Consider the following 22,294-nt stretch of genomic DNA (forward strand, 5'->3'; position numbering starts at 1 on the left):
TCCACGTTGACGTTCACCGCTGACGCCTCGCCATCAGTTCTGCTTCAATAAAGGGGTCCAGCGCACCATCCATAATGGCTTTGACGTTGCCGGACTCTTCATCCGTTCGATGATCTTTCACCATCTGGTAAGGATGCATCACATAGGACCGTATCTGGCTACCCCAGGCGATCTCGTCTTTGCTGGCGTGCATCTCCTGCATTTCCGTTTCCACTTTCTGCATCTCCAGCTGGTAAAGCCGGGAACGTAAAACGCTCATGGCAATCTCCCGGTTGCGATGCTGGGAAGACTCCTGCTGGCACTGCACCACGATCCCGGTAGGGATATGGGTCATACGCACCGCGCTGCTCGTCTTGTTCACATGCTGGCCACCGGCCCCGCTGGCACGGAAGACATCCACCCGCAGATCTTTGTCCTGCACATCAATGACGATCTCGCTGTCCACTTCAGGGCAGACAAACACAGAGGAAAAGGAGGTCTGACGCTTTCCGTTGGCGTTAAAAGGGGAAATCCTCACCAGCCGATGCACACCGCTCTCCACCTTCAAATAACCGAAGGCATTGGTGCCTGCCACCGTAAACGTGGCCCCCTTAATGCCCGCTTCATCCCCGGGCTGATAATCCACCATGGTGACTTTAAACCCTTTGTGCTCACACCAGCGGGTGTACATGCGCAGCAGCATCTCGGCCCAGTCCTGGGAGTCGGTCCCCCCGGCACCCGGGTTAATGGAAACGATGGCGTTTCGATCGTCATCTTTCCCATCGAGCATCATCTCAACAGAGAGATTTTTCAATCGCCTGTCGATCTCATCCGCCTGGTGAGACACCTCCTCAAGAATCTCTGTGTCCCCTTCTTCCATGGCAAGTTCAAGCAAGAGGTCACCCTCTTCGATATCCTTTGTCAATTCGTTCCAGTTGGACAACAGGGTGGTGAGGCAGGACCGTTCTTTCAAAACGATGGTGGTGGCGTCGGGGTTGTTCCAGAAATCCTTGTGGGAAACCTGGGCTTCTATTTCTTTCAGTCGAAACTCTTTGCCAGGCAGGTCAAAGACAACCTCCCAGCTGTCCCAGGCGAGTACTGAACTCTCGAAATGCCTGCTTCAACTCAATTGACATGATTATTCTCCTTGGCTTCTAACGATGACAAAATACCCTTAAAAATCGGAAAAACGCCTCGCCTGCTGCACGGGAATCGTGCATGAAAAAGCGGGGTTCCCCGGCCGGAAGACCTCCGGCAGTCCCTCTCTATCTACCACTGATCCAGATCCAGTGAAACCGTTTTTTCACGGCACTGCCCAAGGGGACAGAGCCCACAGCGCCCGCCTGAAAATCGACTGTGTTCTCAGTCTGTTCGACCACGAACCCCGCCCATCACAGGCCCCATCAGAAGGGTCAGCCCGACACAAATCCAGGAAAAAAGGTCCCCAAAGCGGACATAAAGACTCCTCAGGGTCATCACCGGCAACCTCTCCACCCGCCAGGCCTCTTCATACAGCGGGGTGGTCCCCCGCACCCGGCCTATCGGGTCTACAAACCCGCTGATCCCGGTGTTGGCGCTCCGGGCCAGGGCTCGACGGGTTTCCACAGCCCGAAAACGAGCCATCTGAAAATGCTGATAGGGTGCCCCGGAACGTCCGAACCAGGCGTCATTGGTCAGGTTGACAAGAAGACCGGCCCCCGATCGCACGGACGCCACCGAGAGCTCAGGAAAAATCGACTCAAAGCAGATCTGTACCCCCACCTGCCAGTCCCACCCTTTGATGGTGTCGCCTTTGGTACCGGCCGAAAAATTTCCGGCGGCGACGACCAGTTTTTTCACAAAGAAAAGGAGCTCCTGAAAGGGAATATACTCTCCAAAAGGAACCAGGTGCACCTTATCGTAACTTCCGATCAACGCTCCTTTTGAGGTCACGGCATAGGCCCGGTTGAAGAAGCGCCAGCCGTCACCTGCACGCTCTGCGGCCGGAGCGCCCAGAATCCAGTCCGCCTCCCCGCCGGCCAGCCCACGGTTGACCGCATGGGTCAAAGGACGATCCACGGGATTCAGGTAATAAAAAGGGGTGGCCGTCTCAGGCCACACCACCAGATCCGGCTTCACCTTCAGGGCCTCCCCCGACAGCCGTAAATACGCCTCGATGGTGGCCGCCTGAAAATCCGCATCCCACTTGACCGCCTGATCGATGTTCCCCTGGATCACGCCCACCGACAAAGAAGGGGCTCTTTTCTGCACCGCCTCCAGCTCTTCAATCCGAAAGGTACCGTAAACAAAGGCCCCGAAGATCATGGCCCCGGCAATCCCCAGCGAAACCAGGGGCCGCCCCCACCCTGCAAAGCGATGCCAGGTCCGCCGATCGAGGATTCGAAGCACCAGAAGGGCCAGGGCGGTGTTCATCAGGACCACGAGAAAGGAAACCCCATACACACCGGTGATATCAACCCCCTGAATCAGGGCCAGGGAGTTCTGCTGCGTGTACCCGAGAAGTCCCCAGGGGAACCCGGTAAAAGCCAGGGTACGAAGGTACTCCAGCGCAACCCAGACAACGGGGGCGAACAAAAGCACAAACAGCCCATCCCTTCGCCACCGGGAGAGTCCCCAGGCAAACAGACCCACATACAACCCAAGATAAAGAGAAAGCAGGACAAGGGCTGCGACACCGGCCACCCAGGGAATACCCCCGTACTGATGAATGGTCCCCACCACCCACCGCAACAGGGCAAGAAAATGGAGAATTCCCGTAAGCCACCCCATCCGAAAGGCCTGTTTAGGTGTCGCCTTCAACGAAAAAACAATCAAGGGAACCAAGGCCACCCAGGCCAGCTGTCCCAACGCAGGGCGGGGAAACGAGAAGGTCAGCAGCAACGCCCCCACAGCGGCCCAGAAAAATTCCTGCCACCTCTGGAAGGAACGCCCCCCCTGCCACTCAACTGACGCATTCACGGTTGTCACACGCATTCCCCCTCGATCAAAAAAAAGGCGTGCCACCTCGACCCCGGCGATCGCGTTCTCGTTCGGTTCTCATACCGAGGCACCCGTCACCCTGACCGCGAGGAATGCACAACCCCAACGATAAATTAAGATTACTCTGGAGCCAACTATTGACCAGAGCCCAAGGCCTGTCAATGACATTTCCATCGCGCCCCGTGAAGCCCCAGCCCTTGAATTCCTCATAAGGGCAAGAGGTTGAGTCTATATTTTATTTGAGATTTCACTGATGGTATGGTAAAAATTAATCTATACGTTTTAATTAAGATTCAATCTCAATTCAATAAGGCTACGGTCTTTCTCTGGAGAAAAACACGCACCGAGCCTGCATTGGCCCAACCCCCAGGGCCGACGCATTCCCATTTCCCGAGGCCATCCCAAATTAATTGGGTGTCACGGCTCATTGGGTGTCACGGCATAGTCGCCGACGTCCGACTCTCTCAACCCGGCCCATCCCCGGACGGAAACCTGAAACAATGGCCGCCAACCCCCCATCCCTGACAGACGAAATAGGTGGATCATGAGCGAAATTATTCGAAATGAACGTCGTGTGACCATCCGCCCGGGACGTGATATCGTCGCCTCCATGGCGGGAGAATTTCGATCGGAACTCAATAAAGAAATTGCGGAAGAACTCGAAGAGCTGACCATTGACCTGAACGGCGTGGAAATGGTGGATTCGGTGGGAATAGGCGTCATCATCGCCACCCACAACACCCTGGATCAGCAGGGATCCCAGCTGAAGGTCATCAACATCGCAGAAGACATATACGGGCTCTTTACGACCATGCGTCTTGACCGCCATTTTACCATTGAAAAGACGGGGGAACCGTCTTAAGGCAGGACCGGAAAGGGAGCCCCGAAGCGTCCCGGGCCAAAACCATCACCGGTGGCATATTGGAAAGCCACGGCCTGCCCCTCTAAGGACATCCCCTGCAGAAACAAAAAAACCACCTCCCGGTGAAGGAGATGGTTTTAAAAATGGTCGGGGCGGCAGGATTCGAACCTGCGACATCCTGCTCCCAAAGCAGGCGCGCTACCAGGCTGCGCTACGCCCCGTATAATCGAAGGGAAACTAACACAGGCATCGGGCGCATGCAAGGGATAAAATAACCCCCCTTGGGTTACGGGGTCAAAAACCCTTCAATCCCCTCGGCCACGGCCGCAGCCACCCGCCTGAGGTGCTCAGGGCTTTCCAGACGGCCCTCCTCACGAGGGTTGGTCAGGTTTCCCACTTCGACAAGCACCACCGGCATTCCCGCACCCCTGGCCATTCCCAGAGGGACACCTGAGTATCCCACCCCTTCATATCCATCCAGGAGGGAAAGGGACCTTTTTAACACCGCCGCCAGAGCCTGACTCTCAGGGATATAAGGACGATGCCCCTCATCCCAGCCATCCCCCCCTTGAGCCATGGGTCTCCCTTTTTTTTCCCGTTGAACAAAAAGGGCAATGCGATTGGTCTCCCGGGAAATCCCGCCCCCGGTATGAAGAGAAATCATCAGGTCGCCATGAAAACTATTGGCCCGTTCCGTCCGACGCACCCCTTTCAGGCCACGGTCCGATTCCCGGGTCAGGCGAATATCATAGCGTTCCCCAAGCTGGCGTCTCACCGCCAGGGCCAGAGCCAGGGTCACATCTTTTTCACGTGTCCCGTAGGAGCCCGTCAGGCCGACGTCTGCACCCCCGTGTCCGGGGTCCAGAACCACGACCTGCCGTTCTTCTCCATCACTTACCGAGGCAAGGGCCAGAACCATCACACAGACGGCAACCCGAGACCAGGCGCGCCACCTTCTTCCATTTTCTAACATTCCGTCACCCCTTTGGCGGCGCTGCAGGAGAAGGATGAAACCTGAACCCCCTCCTCTTTCTGCCCTTCACCAATAGTATTTGACATTGCCCGAAAAATTTGGCTTTAATACACAGATTTAACCCAGGGCCACTCATCCGAATCGCTCAAAATCACGATTCCAAAGCCCTTTCAGGCGTTCAACGCCGCTGAAAACTATAAAAGATAAAGTGGTATTTGAACAGGAAAAAACATCTCCGAAGCCCTCGAAAACACGTCGACTTCACAGGGATGAATAAATTATTAAAAATTATTAAACAGGGCTGCCCCCTCGCGCGGTCCATACACGTATTCACCTTTTGCCGACCCAAGGGTGGGGTAACGTCAGCAGCAATCACGGCGCATGCCGCCTACCCGTAACCGGGCAGGCCAAAAGGGTGCCGAAGTGAAAAGGATCACAATGAATATTACTGTCGAAGACGTCAACAGCGTCAAGAAAACCCTGCATATCGAAATGCCGAATGAAACCATCATCAGCGAACTGGATGCAGCATACAATCAGCTCAAAAAGACCGCCAAGGTAAAAGGCTTTCGTCCCGGAAAAGCCCCCCGTTCTGTCTTGGAGCGTATGTATAAAAATGATGTCCACGGTGACGTGGTCTCCAAGCTTATCCAGACCGCCCTCGTTGAAGCGATCCGGGAAAATGAATACAACATCGTGGGACAGCCTGAGATAGTGGACATGCCAGAGCTTGACCCCACAAGCGCCTTCAAATTTACCGCATCCGTTGAACTTCGTCCGGAAATCGGCGAGATCAACTTCAAAGAGATGACGCTTACCAAGACCCTGTACAAAGCCACCGACGAAGAGATCGAAGCACAGCTTCAGATGCTTCGCCGAAACGGCGCCAAACGTGAGCCCCTCGCAGAAGCGCGCCCCGTAGAAAATGGCGATTATGCTGTGTTGACGTATGAAGGGTTCAATGGCGGCGAGCCTTTTGAAAACACTCCCCTCATTGAAAACCAGCAGATGAAAATCGGCTCAGCCGCCATGTCCAATCAGTTCGATGAGCAGATCGTTGGCATGAACATCGGTGACGAGAAAGAGTTCGAGATCACCTACGCCGACTCCTACGTCAATTCCAACCTGGCCGGCAACACCCTCACCTTCAAGGTGAAGCTCAATCAGGTTCTTTCAGAAGTACTCCCAGAGCTCACCGATGAGTTCGCCAAGACCATGGGTCCCTTCGATACCATGGACGTCCTGAAAGAGGAGATCGTCAAGAACCTCAGCGCAAACTATGAGAAAAGGACGGAGCAGGAGCTCAATGAGCAGGTCTTCTCCACTCTCATCGAGCGCCATGAATTTGACGTCCCCGGCATCATGGTTGAGTATGAACTCGACGCCATCCTCGCCGAAGCCGAGCGCGCATTCCAGATGAACGGCATGAACATCGAGCAGCTGGGCAAAAGCCGTGAAGAACTCCGCGAGCAGTACCGTGAACTGGCCGAGAAACAGGTGCGACGTCACCTCCTTCTCGCCAGCATCGTGCAGCAGGAAGCCATGGAGCTCTCCGATGAGGAGCTCAACGCCGGATACGCCGACATGGCGGCCATGGTCAGCCAGCCTATCGAGGCCATCCACGCGTTCTACCAGGCCAACCCCGATAAAATCGAAATTTTGAAGCTCACCCTGCTTGAAAAAAAGGCAGCGCGTCTTATTATTGAAACAAGCGACGTTGATGAAGTGGAACCAACGCTCGAAAACGCCGATGCCGCGGAAGCGGACGAAGCGTAACGCAATAATTAGAAACCACAGGCTGCCCCCACGGGCAGCCTTTCACCAAGGAGGAGACTCTCGTGCCACTTATCCCCATGGTAGTTGAGCAGACAAGCAGAGGTGAACGGTCGTACGACATCTATTCACGACTTCTCAAAGACCGGATCGTTATTCTCGGCACCGCCATCAACGATGAAGTCGCAAACCTGCTGGTGGCGCAGCTACTCTTCCTGGAATCGGAAGATCCTGACAAGGACATCAACCTGTACATCAACTCCCCGGGGGGCTCCGTAACAGCCGGTATGGCTATTTACGACACCATGCAATACGTCAAACCGGAGATTGCCACTGTCTGTATCGGTCAGGCCGCCAGTATGGGAGCCCTGCTCCTTTGTGCCGGGGCTGCTGGAAAGCGCTACAGCCTTCCCAGCTCCCGTATCATGATTCACCAGCCAATGGGTGGAGCCCAAGGCCAGGCATCGGATATTGAAATCCACGCCCGGGAGATTCTTCGTATGCGCGAAGAACTCAACAACATCCTGGTCAGCCACTCAGGGCAGCCCTACGACAAAGTTCAGGTTGACACCGACAGAGATTTCTTCATGTCTGGCCTGGAAGCCAAGGAGTACGGCCTCATCGATCATGTCGTCAAGAACAGAGAAGATTTGGCGAACCTCGTAAAATCGGAGGAGTAATCCATGACAAAACAGTCGGACGGAAATGATAAGCTTTTCTGCTCGTTCTGCGGCAAAAATCAGAAAGAAGTCAAGAAGCTCATTGCCGGTCCCGCAGTGTATATCTGCGACGAATGCATTCAGCTCTGCAGTGAGATCATTGAGGACGAAGGCATCAAGGAGCCCCAGAGCCCCGAAGTGCTTCTCACTCCCAAAGAGATCAAAGAGCGCCTCGATGAGTACGTCATCGAACAGGATCGGGCCAAAAAGGTCCTCTCCGTAGCCGTCCGGAACCATTACAAACGGCTGGACTCGAGCATGGTCTCATCGGACGTGGAGCTCCAGAAGAGCAACATCCTTCTGATCGGCCCCACCGGTTCAGGAAAAACTCTCCTGGCCCAGACCCTGGCGCGCTTTCTGGATGTCCCCTTCACCATCGCCGACGCAACCAGCCTCACCGAGGCCGGCTATGTAGGCGAGGACGTGGAGAACATCATCCTCTCTCTGCTTCAGAACGCAGATTACGATGTGGAGCGAGCCGAACGAGGCATTGTCTACATCGATGAAATTGACAAGATCGCCCAGCGCTCCGACAACCCTTCCATCACCCGGGATGTCTCTGGTGAAGGGGTGCAGCAGGCCCTCCTCAAGATTATTGAGGGGACCACGGCCAGTGTACCGCCCAAAGGGGGGCGAAAGCATCCGCAGCAGGATTTTGTGAAGATCAACACCAACAACATCCTGTTTATCTGCGGAGGCACCTTTACCGGCCTGGAAAAGCTGGTCAAGAACCGCACCGGTGAAAAAGCATTGGGGTTCAGCGCCACCGTCACCAGCCGCGAAGACAAGAGCCTTGGCGAGCTTTTGAAGATGGTTCGCCCGGAAGACCTCATCAAATTTGGGCTTATACCCGAATTTCTCGGGCGCCTTCCTGTGGTCGCCACCTTGAACGAGCTGGGTGAAGAGTCACTGATCAAGATCCTCACACAACCCAAAAACGCACTGATCAAGCAGTTTCAGAAACTCTTCGAATTTGAGGACGTCAAGCTTCGGTTCACCGATGATGCCATAAAAGCCATCGCCCATGAGGCCGTGGAGCGCAAATCCGGTGCCCGAGGGCTTCGCGCCATCCTTGAGCGTTCCATGCTTGATATCATGTACGAGATTCCCTCCATGGAACACATCAGTGAATGCGTGATCAATGAGGATGTGATCCTTCAGAAAGAGGACCCCATCATTCTCTACGAAACACCTCAGCAGCAGGCTTAGCCCACAGCTATCCGGTTGAATGCCTCCCGCGCTCCAAGGGCGCGGGGGGCTCCGGTTTGATCGGCGATCCACCTGTCGGACCCTCCCAGAATACCCCTCAGGCGCTGACCCTTCCTCCTCGACCCATACCCTATAAGACGATGGTGAAGAAGCTCCGATGATCAATATACCTAAGATATTCAAAAACGATGATTCCAGTTCAAGCCGTGTGACGCTTCCGATTCTTCCCCTGCGGGATATCGTGGTTTTTCCTGGTATGGTGGTCCCCCTTTTTGTGGGACGGACCAAATCAGTCAACGCACTGGCTGAAGCCATGGGCAAAAACAAAACCATCTTTCTGTCCACCCAACGTATGGCAGGGGTAGACAATCCTGAAGAGCAGGACATCAGCAACGTCGGCACCGTAGGGACCATTCTTCAACTGCTCAAATTGCCCGATGGCACGGTCAAAGCCCTGGTGGAAGGGAAAGCCCGCGGTCGCATCGTCTCCTTTATTCCCGGTGAGGAATTTCTCTCGGTGGATGCGGAGCCCATGCCCGAAAATACGGTGACGGAAGCCGAAGGCGAGGCCCTCTCGCGAGCCATCATTGACGCCTTTGAGGAGTACACCAAACTCAATAAAAGCATCTCGAAAGAACTCATCGGTAAAGTCGCCGCCATCGAAGACTCCGGCAAACTCGCCGACACCGTGGCGTCCCACCTCCCCTTCAAAGTCGCCGACAAGCAGACCCTGCTGGAAGCCATCGACATCAGCAAGCGCATGGACATTCTCCTGGGCCTCATCAAGCGAGAAGGTGAGATCTTCGAAATGGGCCAGAAAATCCGCGGCCGGGTCAAAAACCAGATTGAGCAGACACAGAAGAACTACTACCTCACCGAACAGATGCGAGCCATCAAGAAGGAAATGGGCGCCGACGACAGCGCCGATGACGAACTTCAAGAGCTTGAAAAGCGGATCAAGAGCAAACGCCTTTCCAAGGAAGCGGCCTTCAAGATAAAGCAGGAGTTCAAAAAGCTCAAAATGATGTCGCCCATGAGCGCTGAAGCGAGCGTGGTGAGAAACTACATCGACTGGATGCTGGACCTTCCCTGGTACAACCGCAGCAAGACCAAAAATGACCTGGAGGCGGCCGAAGCCACCCTTAACCAGGACCACTTCGGCCTGGAAAAGCCCAAAGAGCGTATCCTTGAATACCTGGCCGTCCAGACCCTGGTGAACAAAGTCCGTGGCCCCATCCTCTGCCTGGTGGGCCCTCCAGGGGTAGGAAAGACCTCCCTGGCTCGTTCCGTTGCCCGCGCCACAGGCCGGCGTTTTGTCCGTATCTCCTTAGGCGGTGTCCGGGACGAAGCGGAGATTCGCGGACACCGGCGTACATACGTCGGTGCCATGCCCGGAAAAATCATTCAGAACCTCAAGAAAGCCGGCGTCAACAACCCTGTTTTCTGCTTCGATGAAGTCGACAAAATGAGCACTGACTTCCGGGGCGACCCCTCGTCAGCGCTGCTGGAGGTTTTGGATCCCGAGCAGAACAATACCTTTAACGACCATTTTCTGGATGTGGACTATGACCTGTCAGACATCCTCTTCATCACCACAGCCAACACCCTCTCTGACATCCCCCTGCCCCTGCAGGACAGGATGGAGGTGATCCGTATCCCCGGCTACACCGAGCATGAGAAATACATGATCGCCAAAGATCACCTCATCCCCAAGCAGATCAAGATGAACGGTCTTAAGGTTGAAGAAATCGAATTTTCCCGACAGGCCGTGTTTGATATCATCCGAAGCTACACCCGGGAAGCGGGGGTCCGAAACCTGGAGCGGGAAATTTCCAGTATCTGCCGCAAAACGGCCTTGGAAGTGGTCAAGAAAAAAGCCAAGAAACCGGTAAAAATTCTTCCTAAAAAGGTGGAAAAATTTCTCGGTCCCATCCGTTTCCGATACGGACAGGTGGAAGAGAAGGACCAGATCGGGATGGTCACAGGCCTGGCCTGGACCCAGGTAGGGGGTGAACTCCTCTGCATCGAAACGGCCCTCATGCCCGGAAAAGGACAGCTGACCGTCACAGGCCAACTGGGCGATGTGATGAAAGAGTCGGCACGAGCCGCCGTCAGCTACGTCCGCTCAAAGTCTGCGGCCTTGAAATTAGACGATGACTTTTACAGCAAGGTAGACATCCACATCCACGTCCCCGAGGGAGCCATCCCCAAAGACGGACCCTCAGCCGGCATCACCATGTGTACGGCCCTTGTCTCCGCCTTCACAAAGCTCCCCGTGAACAAAGACGTGGCCATGACAGGTGAGATCACCCTCAGAGGCAGGGTTCTGCCCATCGGCGGGCTGAAAGAAAAAATTCTCGCCGCACACCGAGGGGGCCTGAAAAAGGTCATCATCCCCAAAGAGAATGAAAAGGACCTGGAAGAGATTCCAGCCTCCATCCTGAAACAAATGATCGTGGTGCCAGCTGGCCATTTGGATGAAGTGTTAAAAGAGGCGCTTATCCTCCCAGAAGGCTCCGATCTCTTCACCACGTTGGAGCCGATTTAAACCCTTCAAGGAAAAAATATCATCGGGTCGGTTTATTCCCTTGACGCGACCCGGTGATATTGCTAAAAAGATTTCGTTCCTGAGGGGCGAAAGTCACCACAGAAATGGGCGATTAACTCAGTTGGTAGAGTGCGACCCTTACAAGGTTGAAGTCGCAGGTTCGAATCCTGCATCGCCCACCACCATTGCGGGGGTGTAGTTCAGTTGGTTAGAACGCCAGCCTGTCACGCTGGAGGTCGCGAGTTCGAGTCTCGTCACTCCCGCCATTAAAAAGCTAAAACGAGGGTGTCTTTCAAAGGCGACCCTTTTTTTACGTCCAAAATTCCCATTCGGGACGTCAACGACCCACCCAATTCCCCAAAAAAAGGCCCCGGGTTCTCACCCGAAGCCTTGGAAGCCCAAAAGCCAGAGATTACTCCCCAGATCCACCTGAACCCGCCAGATACCCGGACAGGGCATTGGCCAGCCTGACAAACTCTTCCACCGTCAAAGACTCCGCTCGTCGATTCACGGCAATATCCGCCTTCCCCAGCACCACTTCGGCCTCTTGGGGAGCCAGAGGCAGCTCGCTGTTAGACAGAGCGTTGCGAAGATTCTTTCGGCGTTTTCCAAAGGCGGCCTTGATCACGGCAAAAAGAAGAGCCTCATCCTCCGCCAGGTGAGGCGGGTCACTGTGGAAGACCACCTCAATAACCTCAGAGTCCACCTTTGGCCGGGGAAAAAACTTGGAGGAATCCACCCGAACAAGGGTTCGGATCTCAGCACAATACCCCAGCATGGCCGCCATACGACCGAAATTTCGCGTGCCTTCCGGCGCGGTAATTCGCTCGGCCAATTCCTTCTGAAACATAAAGAGTGCTTTTTTGATCCAGCGTCTCTCCCGAATCATCTGGACCAGAATCTGAGAGGAAATATTGTAGGGCAGGTTTCCCACAACGATAATCGGCCCCCCATGCGCCTCGGCAATTTCGGTCAAGCTAACCGTTAGGATATCCTCGTTGAGGATCTCCACATTGTCGGTACCCGAGGCGAGAAGCTCAGAACGCAGCACCGGAAGAATCTGGCTGTCCTTTTCAATGGCACAGACCCGGGCAGCCCGTTTAGCCAGCGGCACCGTCAGCGCTCCGAGCCCTGGGCCGATCTCCACCACCAGGTCTTCCGGGTCGATCTTCGCCCGCTCCGCGATCAACTCGGGAACCGACGGATCGTTGAGAAAATTCTGTCCAAACTTTTTCTTTGCATGCATATCCCACGCAGCCAGAGTAATTTTAGGCGATGTCATCATCACTCTCCTCGCCTGTTTGGCGATTTATATCTTTCTTTGTGTGTCTTGATTTACTGATTACTTTTACACCTGTAAAAGTACGTGCAACCAGCCGTCGTGTAAGGAAATAAGATGCAATTGTAGGAATAATCGCAAGCAGCATGCTACCGGCCAGCATCATACATGCCAGCTCAAAATGGTGAGAAAGGAAATCCTTAATCAAATCCACTTTATCCGAAAGAGGAAGCCCACTTTCCAACACATGAATCATCTTCCCAATATCCGGTCCGCCGCCCTGTTCGCCTCCAAAGAGCCCCACCCCGACCCGAAAGCTTCCGTAATAAAACAAAGGAATGGTCAACGGGTTGGCAATCCAAACCCCAATTGCTGCTGCGGGCTTACTGCCGCGAAGGACAAACGCGAGGAGGATTGCTAAAGCGGTATGAAAAGGAATGGTAGGAGTTACCCCGACAAACACGCCGATAGCCATTCCCATGGCGATGTAATGAGGATTTCCCTGCAACCTCTTAATTTTTTCCAAAAGAGAACAAAAGTGTTTTTTTATTTTGTTCCAATATGTTATATTCTCTTTAGACATTAAGGTTTTCTGTCCGATTTGTTTCATACATCTCAAATCCCTAAAAAAGCAAAGCCTTAGAAAACAGCGATACGTAAATAAAAAGACCTCAACAGCCGCCTATTTTTTTTCCAAAGAGGTTGCCTTCGCCACAGTGCCTGCCGCAGGGTCCCGAAAGGACTGGAAAGTCCTTACCACTTCCATGATAAGGACCATCAATCCATTTTATTTTCGGCGATTTGAAGGTATCATGAAACGACCGCCCTTTCAACACGATTTGTGCTTTTTCAGCAGCTCTCCCCCTCCGTTTCCATGCTTTTTACTAAAAGATTCATTTTTTCCTTTGAAGACTGCTTGACTCTCATAAACAATTAAGTTATCTAACAGGTAATCCTTATCTAGAGGATGTCTCTTAATCGATTTCTGTAATGCCTATATGTAATAATATGATGTACACGATAATTCGTGCCTATCATGTTACTCCTACGCGTGTGTACTGACGAGAGGGGGGAAATACGCGTTCAGGGGTGTGGCTATCGATTGATATAGATATCCTTCTGGTCAACCATAAACTTAATTTAAAGAAATACAACTGTACAAGGAGGACATATGTCTACAGAAACCCCCAATTCCATGCAGGAAGATCAAATTCACGAGTCTGCCGCCAACCGTCGTCGCGTGCGCACCAAGCCCGTTAGCATTGACTCTCTTTTCAAGACCATTATCAAAAATTACGATATCCCTTCTCGCCAGGACGTTGAAAAACTTTCTGCCCAGATTGATCGTCTTGAAAAACTTATTCGCCAGACCTCTGGCCGTGGATACGTCCCAAGCGCCACGAAAGACAAAGGAGATCGCTCCGAAATGACCGCTTCAGGAACCGTACTGAAGGTCATCAAGAGCTCTCGCAATGGTGCTGATTTCGCAAAGATTCAGGCCAAAACCGGTTTTGAGGACAAAAAACTTCGCAACATCATTTTCCGTCTAAATAAAATCGGTCGCATCAAGCGTAAAACCCGTGGGGTTTATATCGCTGCATAAAGAACCGCAAGCAGATACCGGGCACTCACCTGCGATGTTCCTTCTACTTCTCGCCCGGTAAGCGCTTCAACCATTTCTTTTGCTCTTGCCCGATTCAGGATAGTTCTCCCCTACAGGTTGTGGATATTTACGCCTTCGTTCATAAGGCGGCACTTTTTTTGTGCCCCACATCGTGCATTGCTTTTATCCGCAGCCTGTCAGGAGGACAACCCCTTTCCTTCCCGAGTATTTCATCCGACAAAAAAGAACCTCTTCCCCACAGCCCTCGACAAACGGACCAGGGATGCACATGTTTATGGATCAGGCTGCTGTCCATCAGCGTGCAGAAACGTGCGGCGTCGCCTGCCCAGGGGTCTTCCCGTTTAAAGAAGCGCCCCCTTGCGGAACGATTACCTCGCACCCTTAAGCGCCCGACCGGTTTACAACAGGCCCTTCGCAGGCATCCCGGTATGCGCAGAACCATAGATTTTGGGATAAACCAGACCATGACTCACGACGACCCCTGCAACGCCGCTCTCAAACCCGGCCAGACCCTCCACGGATTCACGGTGATCAAAGCGTGTCCCATTGCCGATATCAAGGCCTTCTACTACGAGCTGAAACACGAAGCCAGCGGCGCTTCCCACATACACATCAGCGCCAAGGACCGTGAAAACACCTTTTCCGTCGCCTTTAAGACCGTCCCCTCAGACTCCACTGGCGTGGCTCATATCCTGGAACATACCGCCCTGTGCGGGTCTGCCCGCTACCCTGTCCGAGACCCCTTCTTCTCCATGATCAAACGAAGCCTCAACACCTTCATGAACGCCTTCACGGCCTCGGACTGGACCATGTACCCCTTTGCCACCCAGAACCGCAAAGATTTCTACAACCTCATGGATGTTTACCTTGATGCCGCCTTTTTCCCACGCATCGACGAACTCAGCTTCAAACAGGAAGGGCACCGGCTCGAATTTGAACAGGCAAAGGAAGGCGAGAAGGAAGAGCTGACCTTCAAGGGCGTGGTTTATAATGAAATGAAAGGAGCCATGAGTTCTCCCAGTCAGATCCTCGGGCGAGCTCTCAACAAGGCTCTCATGCCTGAGACGACCTACGCCAACAACTCCGGCGGGGACCCCGAAGCGATCCCTGATCTCACCTGGGAAGAGCTGAAAGCCTTCCACGCAAGGCATTATCACCCCAGCAACGCCTACTTCTTTACCTATGGTGACATTCCTCTGGCCGATCACCTGGAGGTCATCAATACCAAGGTGTTGTCGCATTTCGAAAGAATAGATCCAAAGACCACAGTGGCCCCCCAACCCCGATGGACAGAACCCAGACAAGTCGTTGAATACTACCCCGCTGACAAAGAGGAAGGTCGAGACAATCGCGCCCAGGTGAGCCTGGTCTGGCTGGTCACCGATATCCTGAATACAAGGGAAACCCTCGCCTTCAGCCTTCTCTCCCAAGTCCTCCTCGGCAATGCGGCAGCCCCCTTGCGAAAAGCCCTTATTGATTCCCACCTCGGTTCTTCCCTCTGCGACGCCACAGGGTTTGACTCCGATGCCCGAGACGCCTCCTTTGGGTGCGGACTCAAAGAGACCCGCCCGGAAAATGCCGACGCCATTGAATCGCTTATTTTCAGCTCCCTTGCCCACATCGCCGAGGAAGGCATCGCCCCGGAGCTGATCGATTCTGCCATCCACCAGATGGAGATCAGGCGGCGTGAAATATCCAACACGCCTTACCCCTACGGAATCAAACTGCTCCTGGGGCTCGCTGGATGCTGGTTCCACGGCGGAGCCCCGGAACGACTCCTTCTCCTCGACGAAGACCTTGAAGCCATAAAACATGGCGTAAAAGAGGAGGGATACTTTGAGACCCTCATCCGCGAACGGCTGCTGAAAAACCCCCACCGGGTCCGCTTTACCCTGGCACCCGACAGCTCCCTTGCAGAACAACAGGCCCGGCAGGAGCAGGAGCAGCTCGACGCCATCTCCCAAACGATGACGGAAGCCCAGAAGGCCAAAATTCGATCGGACACGGAAAAGCTGAAGAGCCTTCAAGAAGCCGAGGAGGACATCTCCTCCCTGCCCACGCTGGAACTGGAAGACATCCCGACCACCATCGACTCGGTGAAACCTGAAAGCCGCGGAAAGGGTCGCCTCTTTCGCTACCCCTGCGCCACCAACAGCCTCTTGTATTATAACGGTGTGCTGGAAGCAGGCAGCCTGGACAGCACCCTGATCCCCCTGGTCCCCTTCTTCTGCTCCGCCATCATGAAGGTAGGCACCCGGGAGAAAAACTACGAAGAGTTAACACGGGCCATTGCCGCCCATACTGGCGGCATGGGGCTTTCCCCCTCCTCAAGACGACGATACGATGAAAACCGTTCGGCGTTGCCTCTCATTGCCATCAACAGCAAATGCCTGGTCAGAAATCGAGGGGCCATGTTTGATCTCCTCACCGAAACCCTGACCCAGTACCGGTTCACCGATCTTCAAAGACTCCGCAACCTGCTGCTGGAATACCGTGCGGCCTTAGAGTCCGCCGTGGTGCAAAATGGCCACAGCCTGGCGATCTCCCTTGCCAATCGAAACTTCACCGACTCCCTGGCCCTCTCCGAACTGTGGAGCGGGGTCGGGCAGATTCAATACATAAAAGCCCTCACAGACAAGCTCGTCCGTGGCGACGCCTCCGAAGAGGCCCTGGCCCATATCGGCGATCAGTTGGCACAAATCGGCCAGGCCTTCCTCAACCAGGGCAACCTGCGCTGCGCCCTCGCCGGCGATGACGCCACCCTGACCCTGGCAGAAGCCGACCAGCGAGCGCTCTCTCAGGCCCTCCCCGAAGGATCCTCACCCCTGACCTTCGCCTCGGTCCCGGCAAACGGCCTGCCTGTTTACGAAGGGTGGACCACCAACAGCGCCGTCTCCTTCGTGGCATCCGCCTTTCCTGTGGTCTCCATGGGCCACGAAGACGCCCCGGCCCTCTCCATCATTGGCCGGCTCCTGCGCGCCCTCTACCTCCACCGCGAAATTCGCGAGAAAGGTGGGGCCTACGGTGCCTTCGCTGCCTACAGCGCCGAAGAAGGCACCTTCAGCATGGGGTCCTACCGGGATCCCCACGTCGTCCGCACCCTCTCCGCCTACGACGAGGCCGCCCGCTTCATCACCGGGACCGACTACACCAACGAAGACGTCAAAGAGGCCATCCTCCAAGCCTGCTCCGTCATCGATCGCCCCGAAACCCCGGCGGCAGCCGCCCGAAAAGGCTTCTTCCGCGAGCTCGTGGGCTTCTCTGATGAGACACGACGCGCATACAAAGAGGGCCTCCTCGCCTTAAACGCCGAAAAGATTCGGAAAGCAGCCCTGCGGTACTTCCCCCCCGAGGCTGATCTCAAAAGCGTGGTGGTGATCTCAGGGGCAGATCGCCTGAAAGGACTCACCGGACGCCTGGACAGGGAGCTTGATATCCACACTATATAAAAAACGTGCTTCGTGCCTGGTTCTTCGTGCTTCGTTCGAGGAGTCGCTGCGCTCCATCAATGAGAAAAAAAGCCTCCGGGGTGCAGGGGTTAATCCCCGGCACCCTATAAGGGAGCCCTTCCAAAACAGAACATCCCGTGACTCGTCCGAGTCACGGGATGTTTTTTTTAAAATGCCTTCATTTTTTATGATGGGTGCCCAGGTACGCCCTGCATGTCACATCGGCAACAGACCGACACGCGCCAGGCTTGCGAGGTCTCAGGGTACGGTTAACGAACCGTCTAACGGCCCAAAGCCCTCCTCTGGCCCTCACCCCAGACGTTTCATCAGCGCCTCTTCGGCGTCTGAGGCAAGAGTCCCTTTGCGCCGGGCCACATCCACGGTATGGCGGCAAAGCGCCTTATATAAAGAGGTCAGGTCGGGCTGCATCTCAGCGATCTTATCCAGGTGAGCGTCAATCGTGGCGACGTCCCCTCTGGCGATGGGACCCGTGAGGGCCTCCACCGGACCGACCTTTTTAATATTGTCCAGGGTTCCTTCGATGAGAGGCCCGAGGACACTCCAGGCATCTTGTTCTGAAACCCCCGCGTCACGGATAAATGTCCAGGCCATGTCCTGAACAGTGACAAAACAGTTGGAGGCCACCACGGCGGCTGCATGGTACATCGTCTTGGCGTGGGTCGCGATGGTGAGGCCCTTAGCGCCTAAGTCAGCGGCCATGGAAAGGGCCATCTCAACCGATTTATCGTCCCCTTCCACGGACATGATGATGCCGTCAAAGGGATTCACGACGAGATCGGTCCCGGCAAAGCTCTGAAGGGGGTGCATGGAGCCGATCAACGCCCCGGCCTCCTTCACCGCCGCCATAAGGGTCGAAGGCAGGGAACCGCTGCAGTGAAAAACGGACGCCCCTTCCTTGAAGCCTCCCCTTTCTGCAAGGGCCACCGCAACCTCGGCAATAGAGTCGTCCGGCGTGGTGATAAACACCACATCGGCCCCTGGCGTCACATCGACCGGATCGGTCGAAAAAGGGGTCCCGGGAACGAGCCCCGCCGCCTTTTCGGCAGACCCAAGGCTTCGGCTTGCCACCCCGCAGATGGGATACCCCACACGATTCAGGTGAACCACAAGGCTGGTTCCCACCCGGCCACACCCCACCACAGCACACGTTGCTTTCACGTCAACTCCCCCTTCGTTTCCTTAGTGTTCAGGAACTTTTTCACCCGTTACGCCCGTGGCCACATCATTCCAACAAGCGCCAACCCTGTCCAACCACAGACCTTACTGCCCAACCAACAGCCTCAATCCTTACTGCAGCTCCGTGAAAAACTCAATTCATTTCCAGGCGGGTGCATCTATTGAGAAACATTAAGTATTGACCGACAATTGCCTGTTGCGCTACAAGTAGGGGTTGATTTGCACCCCTCCGTAGACACGGGTTGGCGCAACTATTTGAAAATTATAGGGAATCACTCGAGTGCCATCCCGAGAAATTTAAACAGCCCAAAACATCGGGCCACCGGCCCCGAGACCCCCATAATCTGAAATAGCGGCATCCCATGCACCGGCGGGAGCACCGGCCCCACACAGGGCCCGGCCTTTTCTTTTGAACCCAGATGCAGGCACAAGGCGGTTTAGGCACAGCACATGATACAGCTTATCAAAGGATTCAAAGATGTTCTGCCCGGAGAAATTGAGGTCTGGCAGACCGTCGAACGCGCAGCCAAAGAGACATTTGAAAACTTCGGATTTCAGGAGATTCGCCTCCCAATAGTTGAAAAATCGGAGCTCTTCTCCCGAAGCATCGGCGACACCACCGATATTGTAGAAAAAGAGATGTATACCTTCGAGGACGGCAAGCGTGGCCACGTGACCCTGCGTCCAGAAGCTACGGCTTCCGTGGTCCGCTCTTACATCCAGCATAAGATGTACGCCCAGGACCCCATCCGGAAATTCTACACCATCGGCCCCATGTTCCGCCGTGAACGCCCCCAGAAGGGACGCTACCGCCAGTTCTACCAGATCGATGCAGAGGTCTTCGGGGTCGATTCTCCGTATCTCGACGCCCAGCTTATTTTCATGCTGGCCACCCTTCTGGAGAGACTGAAGGCCAAGGATGTCAAAGCCCATATCAACTCCCTGGGCTGCCCCTGCTGCCGGCCAAATTTCCAGAAGGCGCTGAAGGAACTGCTCGACTCAAAAAAAGAGCACCTCTGCGAGAACTGCCTCAGGCGAAGCGAAAAGAACCCCTTACGGGTCCTGGACTGCAAAGTCCCCTCATGCCGTGAAGCCGTGAAGGAGGCACCCTCCATCCTCGATCACCTCTGTGACGAATGCCGTGATCACTTTGAGACCGTCAAACGCGTGCTCACAGAAAACGGTGTGGACTATGAAGTCGACAAGAACCTCGTACGCGGCCTGGATTATTACACCCGCACGGCCTTTGAGGTGCTCACCACCTCTCTGGGAGCCCAGAATGCCGTGGCAGGTGGCGGTCGCTATGACGGCCTGGTCAAGGCCCTGGGAGGACCGGAGATCCCGGCCATCGGCTTTGCCATCGGCTTTGACCGCCTGGCAGAGATCGTGGCCATGCAACAGACCATTGAGGCCACTGGCCCCACCCTCTACATCGCGCCCCTGGGCGAAAAAGCCACGGAGGCCGCTGCCCACTGGACCATGCAGCTTGCCGCCAGAGGCATCTCCTGTGAGACCGATTTTGGCGGGCGCAGCCTGAAAAACCATATGAAACGAGCCGACAAGCTCAAAGCCACCCATGTCCTCATGATTGGTGACGATGAGCTGGAAAAGGGGCAGGCCACCCTGCGCAACATGACCACCCGGGAGCAGGAAGACCTCTCCCTGGACGGGCTGGTAGAGACACTGGCCGAACGATTAAAATAAACCCATCAACGATCAAGCAGGCTCAAAATAAGCCATCCGCGCAGACCGCCTTTCCCCACCCCAGGGCAGCCACCGGACCGGCGTTTTAAGACACTGCCAAAGATACGATCAGGAACCAGAAAGAACAAAGGAGTCAGGGCATTGACAGATCTACTTGGTGATATGAGACGAACCCACAACTGCACCGACCTGGGCACAGCCCTTGTCGGGCAGGAAGTGACCCTTATGGGCTGGGTACAAACCCGCAGAGACCACGGCGGCGTTATCTTCGTGGATTTAAGAGACCGAACCGGCATTGCCCAGGTGGTCTTCAGCCCTGAAGAGAACACCGAGGTCCATGACAAAGCGCATGCGGTGCGAAGCGAATTCGTCCTCGGCATTCGAGGCACCATTGCCGCGCGTCCTGATGACATGATCAACGACAAAATGATCACCGGGGCCATCGAGGTGAACGTCAGCGAGCTGCGGATCCTGAACCGCGCCGTCACCCCCCCCTTTGCCATTGAAGACGAGATTGAGGTGGGTGAAAACATCCGCCTCAAAAACCGTCACATCGACCTGAGACGCCCGAAATATCAGAAAAACATCGTCAACCGGCACAAAGCCGCCCAGGCCATTCGCGGCTTCCTGAACGGCGAAGGCTTTCTCGACATCGAGACCCCCTTCCTCACCAAGAGCACCCCGGAAGGCGCCCGCGATTATCTGGTCCCCAGCCGTGTTAACCAGGGCCAGTTTTACGCCCTGCCCCAGTCACCCCAGCTCTTCAAGCAGCTGCTGATGATCAGCGGGTTCGATCGCTACTATCAGATCGTCAAGTGCTTCCGAGACGAGGACCTGCGCGCCGACCGCCAGCCTGAATTCACCCAGATCGATATGGAGCTGAGCTTCGTGGGTGAAGAGGAGATCATGAGCATCGCCGAAGGCATGGTCGCAGGCGTGTTCAAAGAAGTTCTCGGGCTGGACGTCAAGCCCCCCTTCGAGCATCTTCTCTACAAAGACGCCATGGACCGTTACGGGTTGGACAAACCCGACCTCCGCTTCGACATGGAGCTTAAAGATGTCTCCAACATTGTTGAGACCTCCGGCTTCAAAGTTTTTGCAGATGTCGTGAAAAAAGGCGGGATGGTAAAAGCCCTCAACGCCAAGGGCTGCATCAACTTCTCCCGTAAAGACATTGACGACCTCACCAAATTCGTCTCCATTTACCGCGCCAAGGGTCTGGCCTGGATCAAGGTCAAGGAAGGCGAGTGGCAGTCCCCCATCGCCAAATTCTTCACCGACGACGAGAAAAAAGCGTTGGCCGAGCGCATCGACATGGAAGTGGGCGACCTGATCTTCTTTGTGGCCGATCAACCCAAAGTGGTCAACGAATCCCTGGGCAACCTGCGGAACCACCTCGCCGAGAAACTGGGCCTTATCAGCAAAGACGAATTCCGCTTTGTCTGGGTCACCCACTTCCCCCTCTTCGAGTATGACGAGACGGCGAAGCGTTACCAGTCCCTCCACCACCCCTTTACCGCGCCCCTCGAAGAGGACTACCAGCACATCGAGATCGACCCCTTAAAGCTGCGTTCCAGGGCCTATGACCTGGTCTTAAACGGCTGCGAGATCGGTGGCGGCAGCATCCGTATCCACGATCGTGCCATCCAGGAGCGCATGTTCACCGCCCTGGGTATGGATAAGGAAGAGTACGAAGAGAAGTTTGGCTTCCTCCTAGACGCCCTGGAATCCGGTGCGCCCCCCCACGGCGGCATCGCCTTCGGTCTCGACCGTCTGGTGATGATCCTGTGCGGCATGCCCTCCATCCGGGACGTCATCGCCTTCCCCAAAACACAAAAGGCCTCCTGCATGCTCACCGATGCCCCTTCTGTAGCGGCACCGGCGCAATTGGATGAATTGGCCCTCCGGATCAAAAAAATCGAATCGTAGTGCAATTCAAGGTAGCTACCCCTGTCGCCATCAAGCCGATGGCGACAGAGGCAAAAAAATGCGGCGGCTG

Annotated in this window: 15 protein-coding genes and 3 tRNA genes; 11 read left to right on the top strand and 7 right to left on the bottom strand. The window is 55.0% G+C overall.

What is annotated here, in order from left to right; genetic code table 11:
* Positions 1-13: 13 nt before the first annotated feature.
* Positions 14-1,115, bottom strand: a protein-coding gene (gene prfB / locus Q1Q75_RS06150; protein ID WP_300668359.1) for a peptide chain release factor 2 whose coding sequence is annotated in 2 segments (ribosomal slippage) — positions 14-1,045 and positions 1,047-1,115 — 1,101 coding nt in all. Because the reading frame shifts where the segments join, the coding sequence is not laid out codon by codon here.
* Positions 1,116-1,341: 226 nt separating this feature from the next.
* Positions 1,342-2,946, bottom strand: a complete 1,605-nt coding sequence (gene lnt / locus Q1Q75_RS06155; RefSeq protein ID WP_300668361.1) for an apolipoprotein N-acyltransferase — start codon at positions 2,944-2,946, stop codon at positions 1,342-1,344.
* Positions 2,947-3,502: 556 nt separating this feature from the next.
* On the opposite strand from lnt, the gene Q1Q75_RS06160 reads away from it, so the two are divergent.
* Positions 3,503-3,820 carry an STAS domain-containing protein gene (locus tag Q1Q75_RS06160; RefSeq protein ID WP_300668362.1) on the top strand — a complete coding sequence of 106 codons (318 nt, stop codon included), beginning with the start codon at positions 3,503-3,505 and terminating at the stop codon, positions 3,818-3,820.
* Between the two features lie 144 nt (positions 3,821-3,964).
* Here Q1Q75_RS06160 and Q1Q75_RS06165 read toward each other — a convergent pair.
* Positions 3,965-4,041 (bottom strand) — tRNA-Pro (locus tag Q1Q75_RS06165).
* A gap of 65 nt (positions 4,042-4,106) precedes the next feature.
* Positions 4,107-4,793, bottom strand: a complete 687-nt coding sequence (locus tag Q1Q75_RS06170; RefSeq protein ID WP_300668363.1) for an N-acetylmuramoyl-L-alanine amidase — start codon at positions 4,791-4,793, stop codon at positions 4,107-4,109.
* A 438-nt stretch (positions 4,794-5,231) separates the two neighbouring features.
* Between Q1Q75_RS06170 and tig the strand changes: the two genes are divergently transcribed.
* From tig to Q1Q75_RS06200, 6 genes are all read left to right on the top strand, one after another.
* Positions 5,232-6,569, top strand: coding sequence for a trigger factor (gene tig, locus Q1Q75_RS06175; RefSeq protein WP_300668365.1), 1,338 nt, complete (start codon positions 5,232-5,234; stop codon positions 6,567-6,569).
* A 62-nt stretch (positions 6,570-6,631) separates the two neighbouring features.
* Entirely contained in the window at positions 6,632-7,246 is a 615-nt protein-coding gene (gene clpP, locus Q1Q75_RS06180) for an ATP-dependent Clp endopeptidase proteolytic subunit ClpP (protein ID WP_300668366.1), read from the top strand.
* A gap of 3 nt (positions 7,247-7,249) precedes the next feature.
* Positions 7,250-8,494: an ATP-dependent Clp protease ATP-binding subunit ClpX gene (gene clpX / locus Q1Q75_RS06185; protein ID WP_300668368.1), complete on the top strand. Its 1,245-nt coding sequence runs from the start codon at positions 7,250-7,252 to the stop codon at positions 8,492-8,494.
* A gap of 157 nt (positions 8,495-8,651) precedes the next feature.
* Entirely contained in the window at positions 8,652-11,042 is a 2,391-nt protein-coding gene (gene lon, locus Q1Q75_RS06190; RefSeq protein ID WP_300668370.1) for an endopeptidase La, read from the top strand.
* Positions 11,043-11,148: 106 nt separating this feature from the next.
* Positions 11,149-11,224: transfer RNA gene (locus Q1Q75_RS06195), tRNA-Val, on the top strand.
* Positions 11,225-11,231: 7 nt separating this feature from the next.
* Positions 11,232-11,308, top strand: a tRNA-Asp gene (locus Q1Q75_RS06200).
* 146 nt (positions 11,309-11,454) lie between these two features.
* On the opposite strand, the gene rsmA is transcribed toward Q1Q75_RS06200, so the two are convergent.
* The gene (gene rsmA / locus Q1Q75_RS06205) at positions 11,455-12,324 is read right to left on the bottom strand and encodes a 16S rRNA (adenine(1518)-N(6)/adenine(1519)-N(6))-dimethyltransferase RsmA (protein ID WP_300668372.1); all 870 of its coding nucleotides are present in this window, start codon (positions 12,322-12,324) and stop codon (positions 11,455-11,457) included.
* Positions 12,311-12,931: a DUF2062 domain-containing protein gene (locus Q1Q75_RS06210; protein WP_300668374.1), complete on the bottom strand. Its 621-nt coding sequence runs from the start codon at positions 12,929-12,931 to the stop codon at positions 12,311-12,313. The genes rsmA and Q1Q75_RS06210 overlap by 14 nt, the downstream gene beginning before the upstream one ends.
* A gap of 561 nt (positions 12,932-13,492) precedes the next feature.
* Here Q1Q75_RS06210 and Q1Q75_RS06215 point away from each other — a divergent pair.
* On the top strand, positions 13,493-13,924 hold the full coding sequence (locus tag Q1Q75_RS06215; protein WP_300668376.1) for a hypothetical protein: 432 nt from the start codon (positions 13,493-13,495) through the stop codon (positions 13,922-13,924).
* Positions 13,925-14,409: 485 nt separating this feature from the next.
* Positions 14,410-17,394: an insulinase family protein gene (locus tag Q1Q75_RS06220; RefSeq protein WP_300668377.1), complete on the top strand. Its 2,985-nt coding sequence runs from the start codon at positions 14,410-14,412 to the stop codon at positions 17,392-17,394.
* Positions 17,395-17,703: 309 nt separating this feature from the next.
* Here the strand turns inward: Q1Q75_RS06220 and Q1Q75_RS06225 are convergent, their stop codons facing one another.
* Positions 17,704-18,573, bottom strand: coding sequence for a DUF2520 domain-containing protein (locus tag Q1Q75_RS06225; protein WP_300668378.1), 870 nt, complete (start codon positions 18,571-18,573; stop codon positions 17,704-17,706).
* A gap of 468 nt (positions 18,574-19,041) precedes the next feature.
* Between Q1Q75_RS06225 and hisS the strand changes: the two genes are divergently transcribed.
* Both hisS and aspS read left to right on the top strand, forming a co-directional pair.
* A complete protein-coding gene (gene hisS / locus Q1Q75_RS06230) occupies positions 19,042-20,295 on the top strand; it encodes a histidine--tRNA ligase (RefSeq protein ID WP_300668380.1) in 1,254 nt (417 codons plus the stop codon).
* Positions 20,296-20,436: 141 nt separating this feature from the next.
* Positions 20,437-22,224 carry an aspartate--tRNA ligase gene (gene aspS / locus Q1Q75_RS06235; protein WP_300668382.1) on the top strand — a complete coding sequence of 596 codons (1,788 nt, stop codon included), beginning with the start codon at positions 20,437-20,439 and terminating at the stop codon, positions 22,222-22,224.
* Positions 22,225-22,294: the final 70 nt, after the last annotated feature.

This window comes from Desulfoluna sp., assembly GCF_030145185.1.
Taxonomy (GTDB): domain Bacteria; phylum Desulfobacterota; class Desulfobacteria; order Desulfobacterales; family Desulfolunaceae; genus Desulfoluna.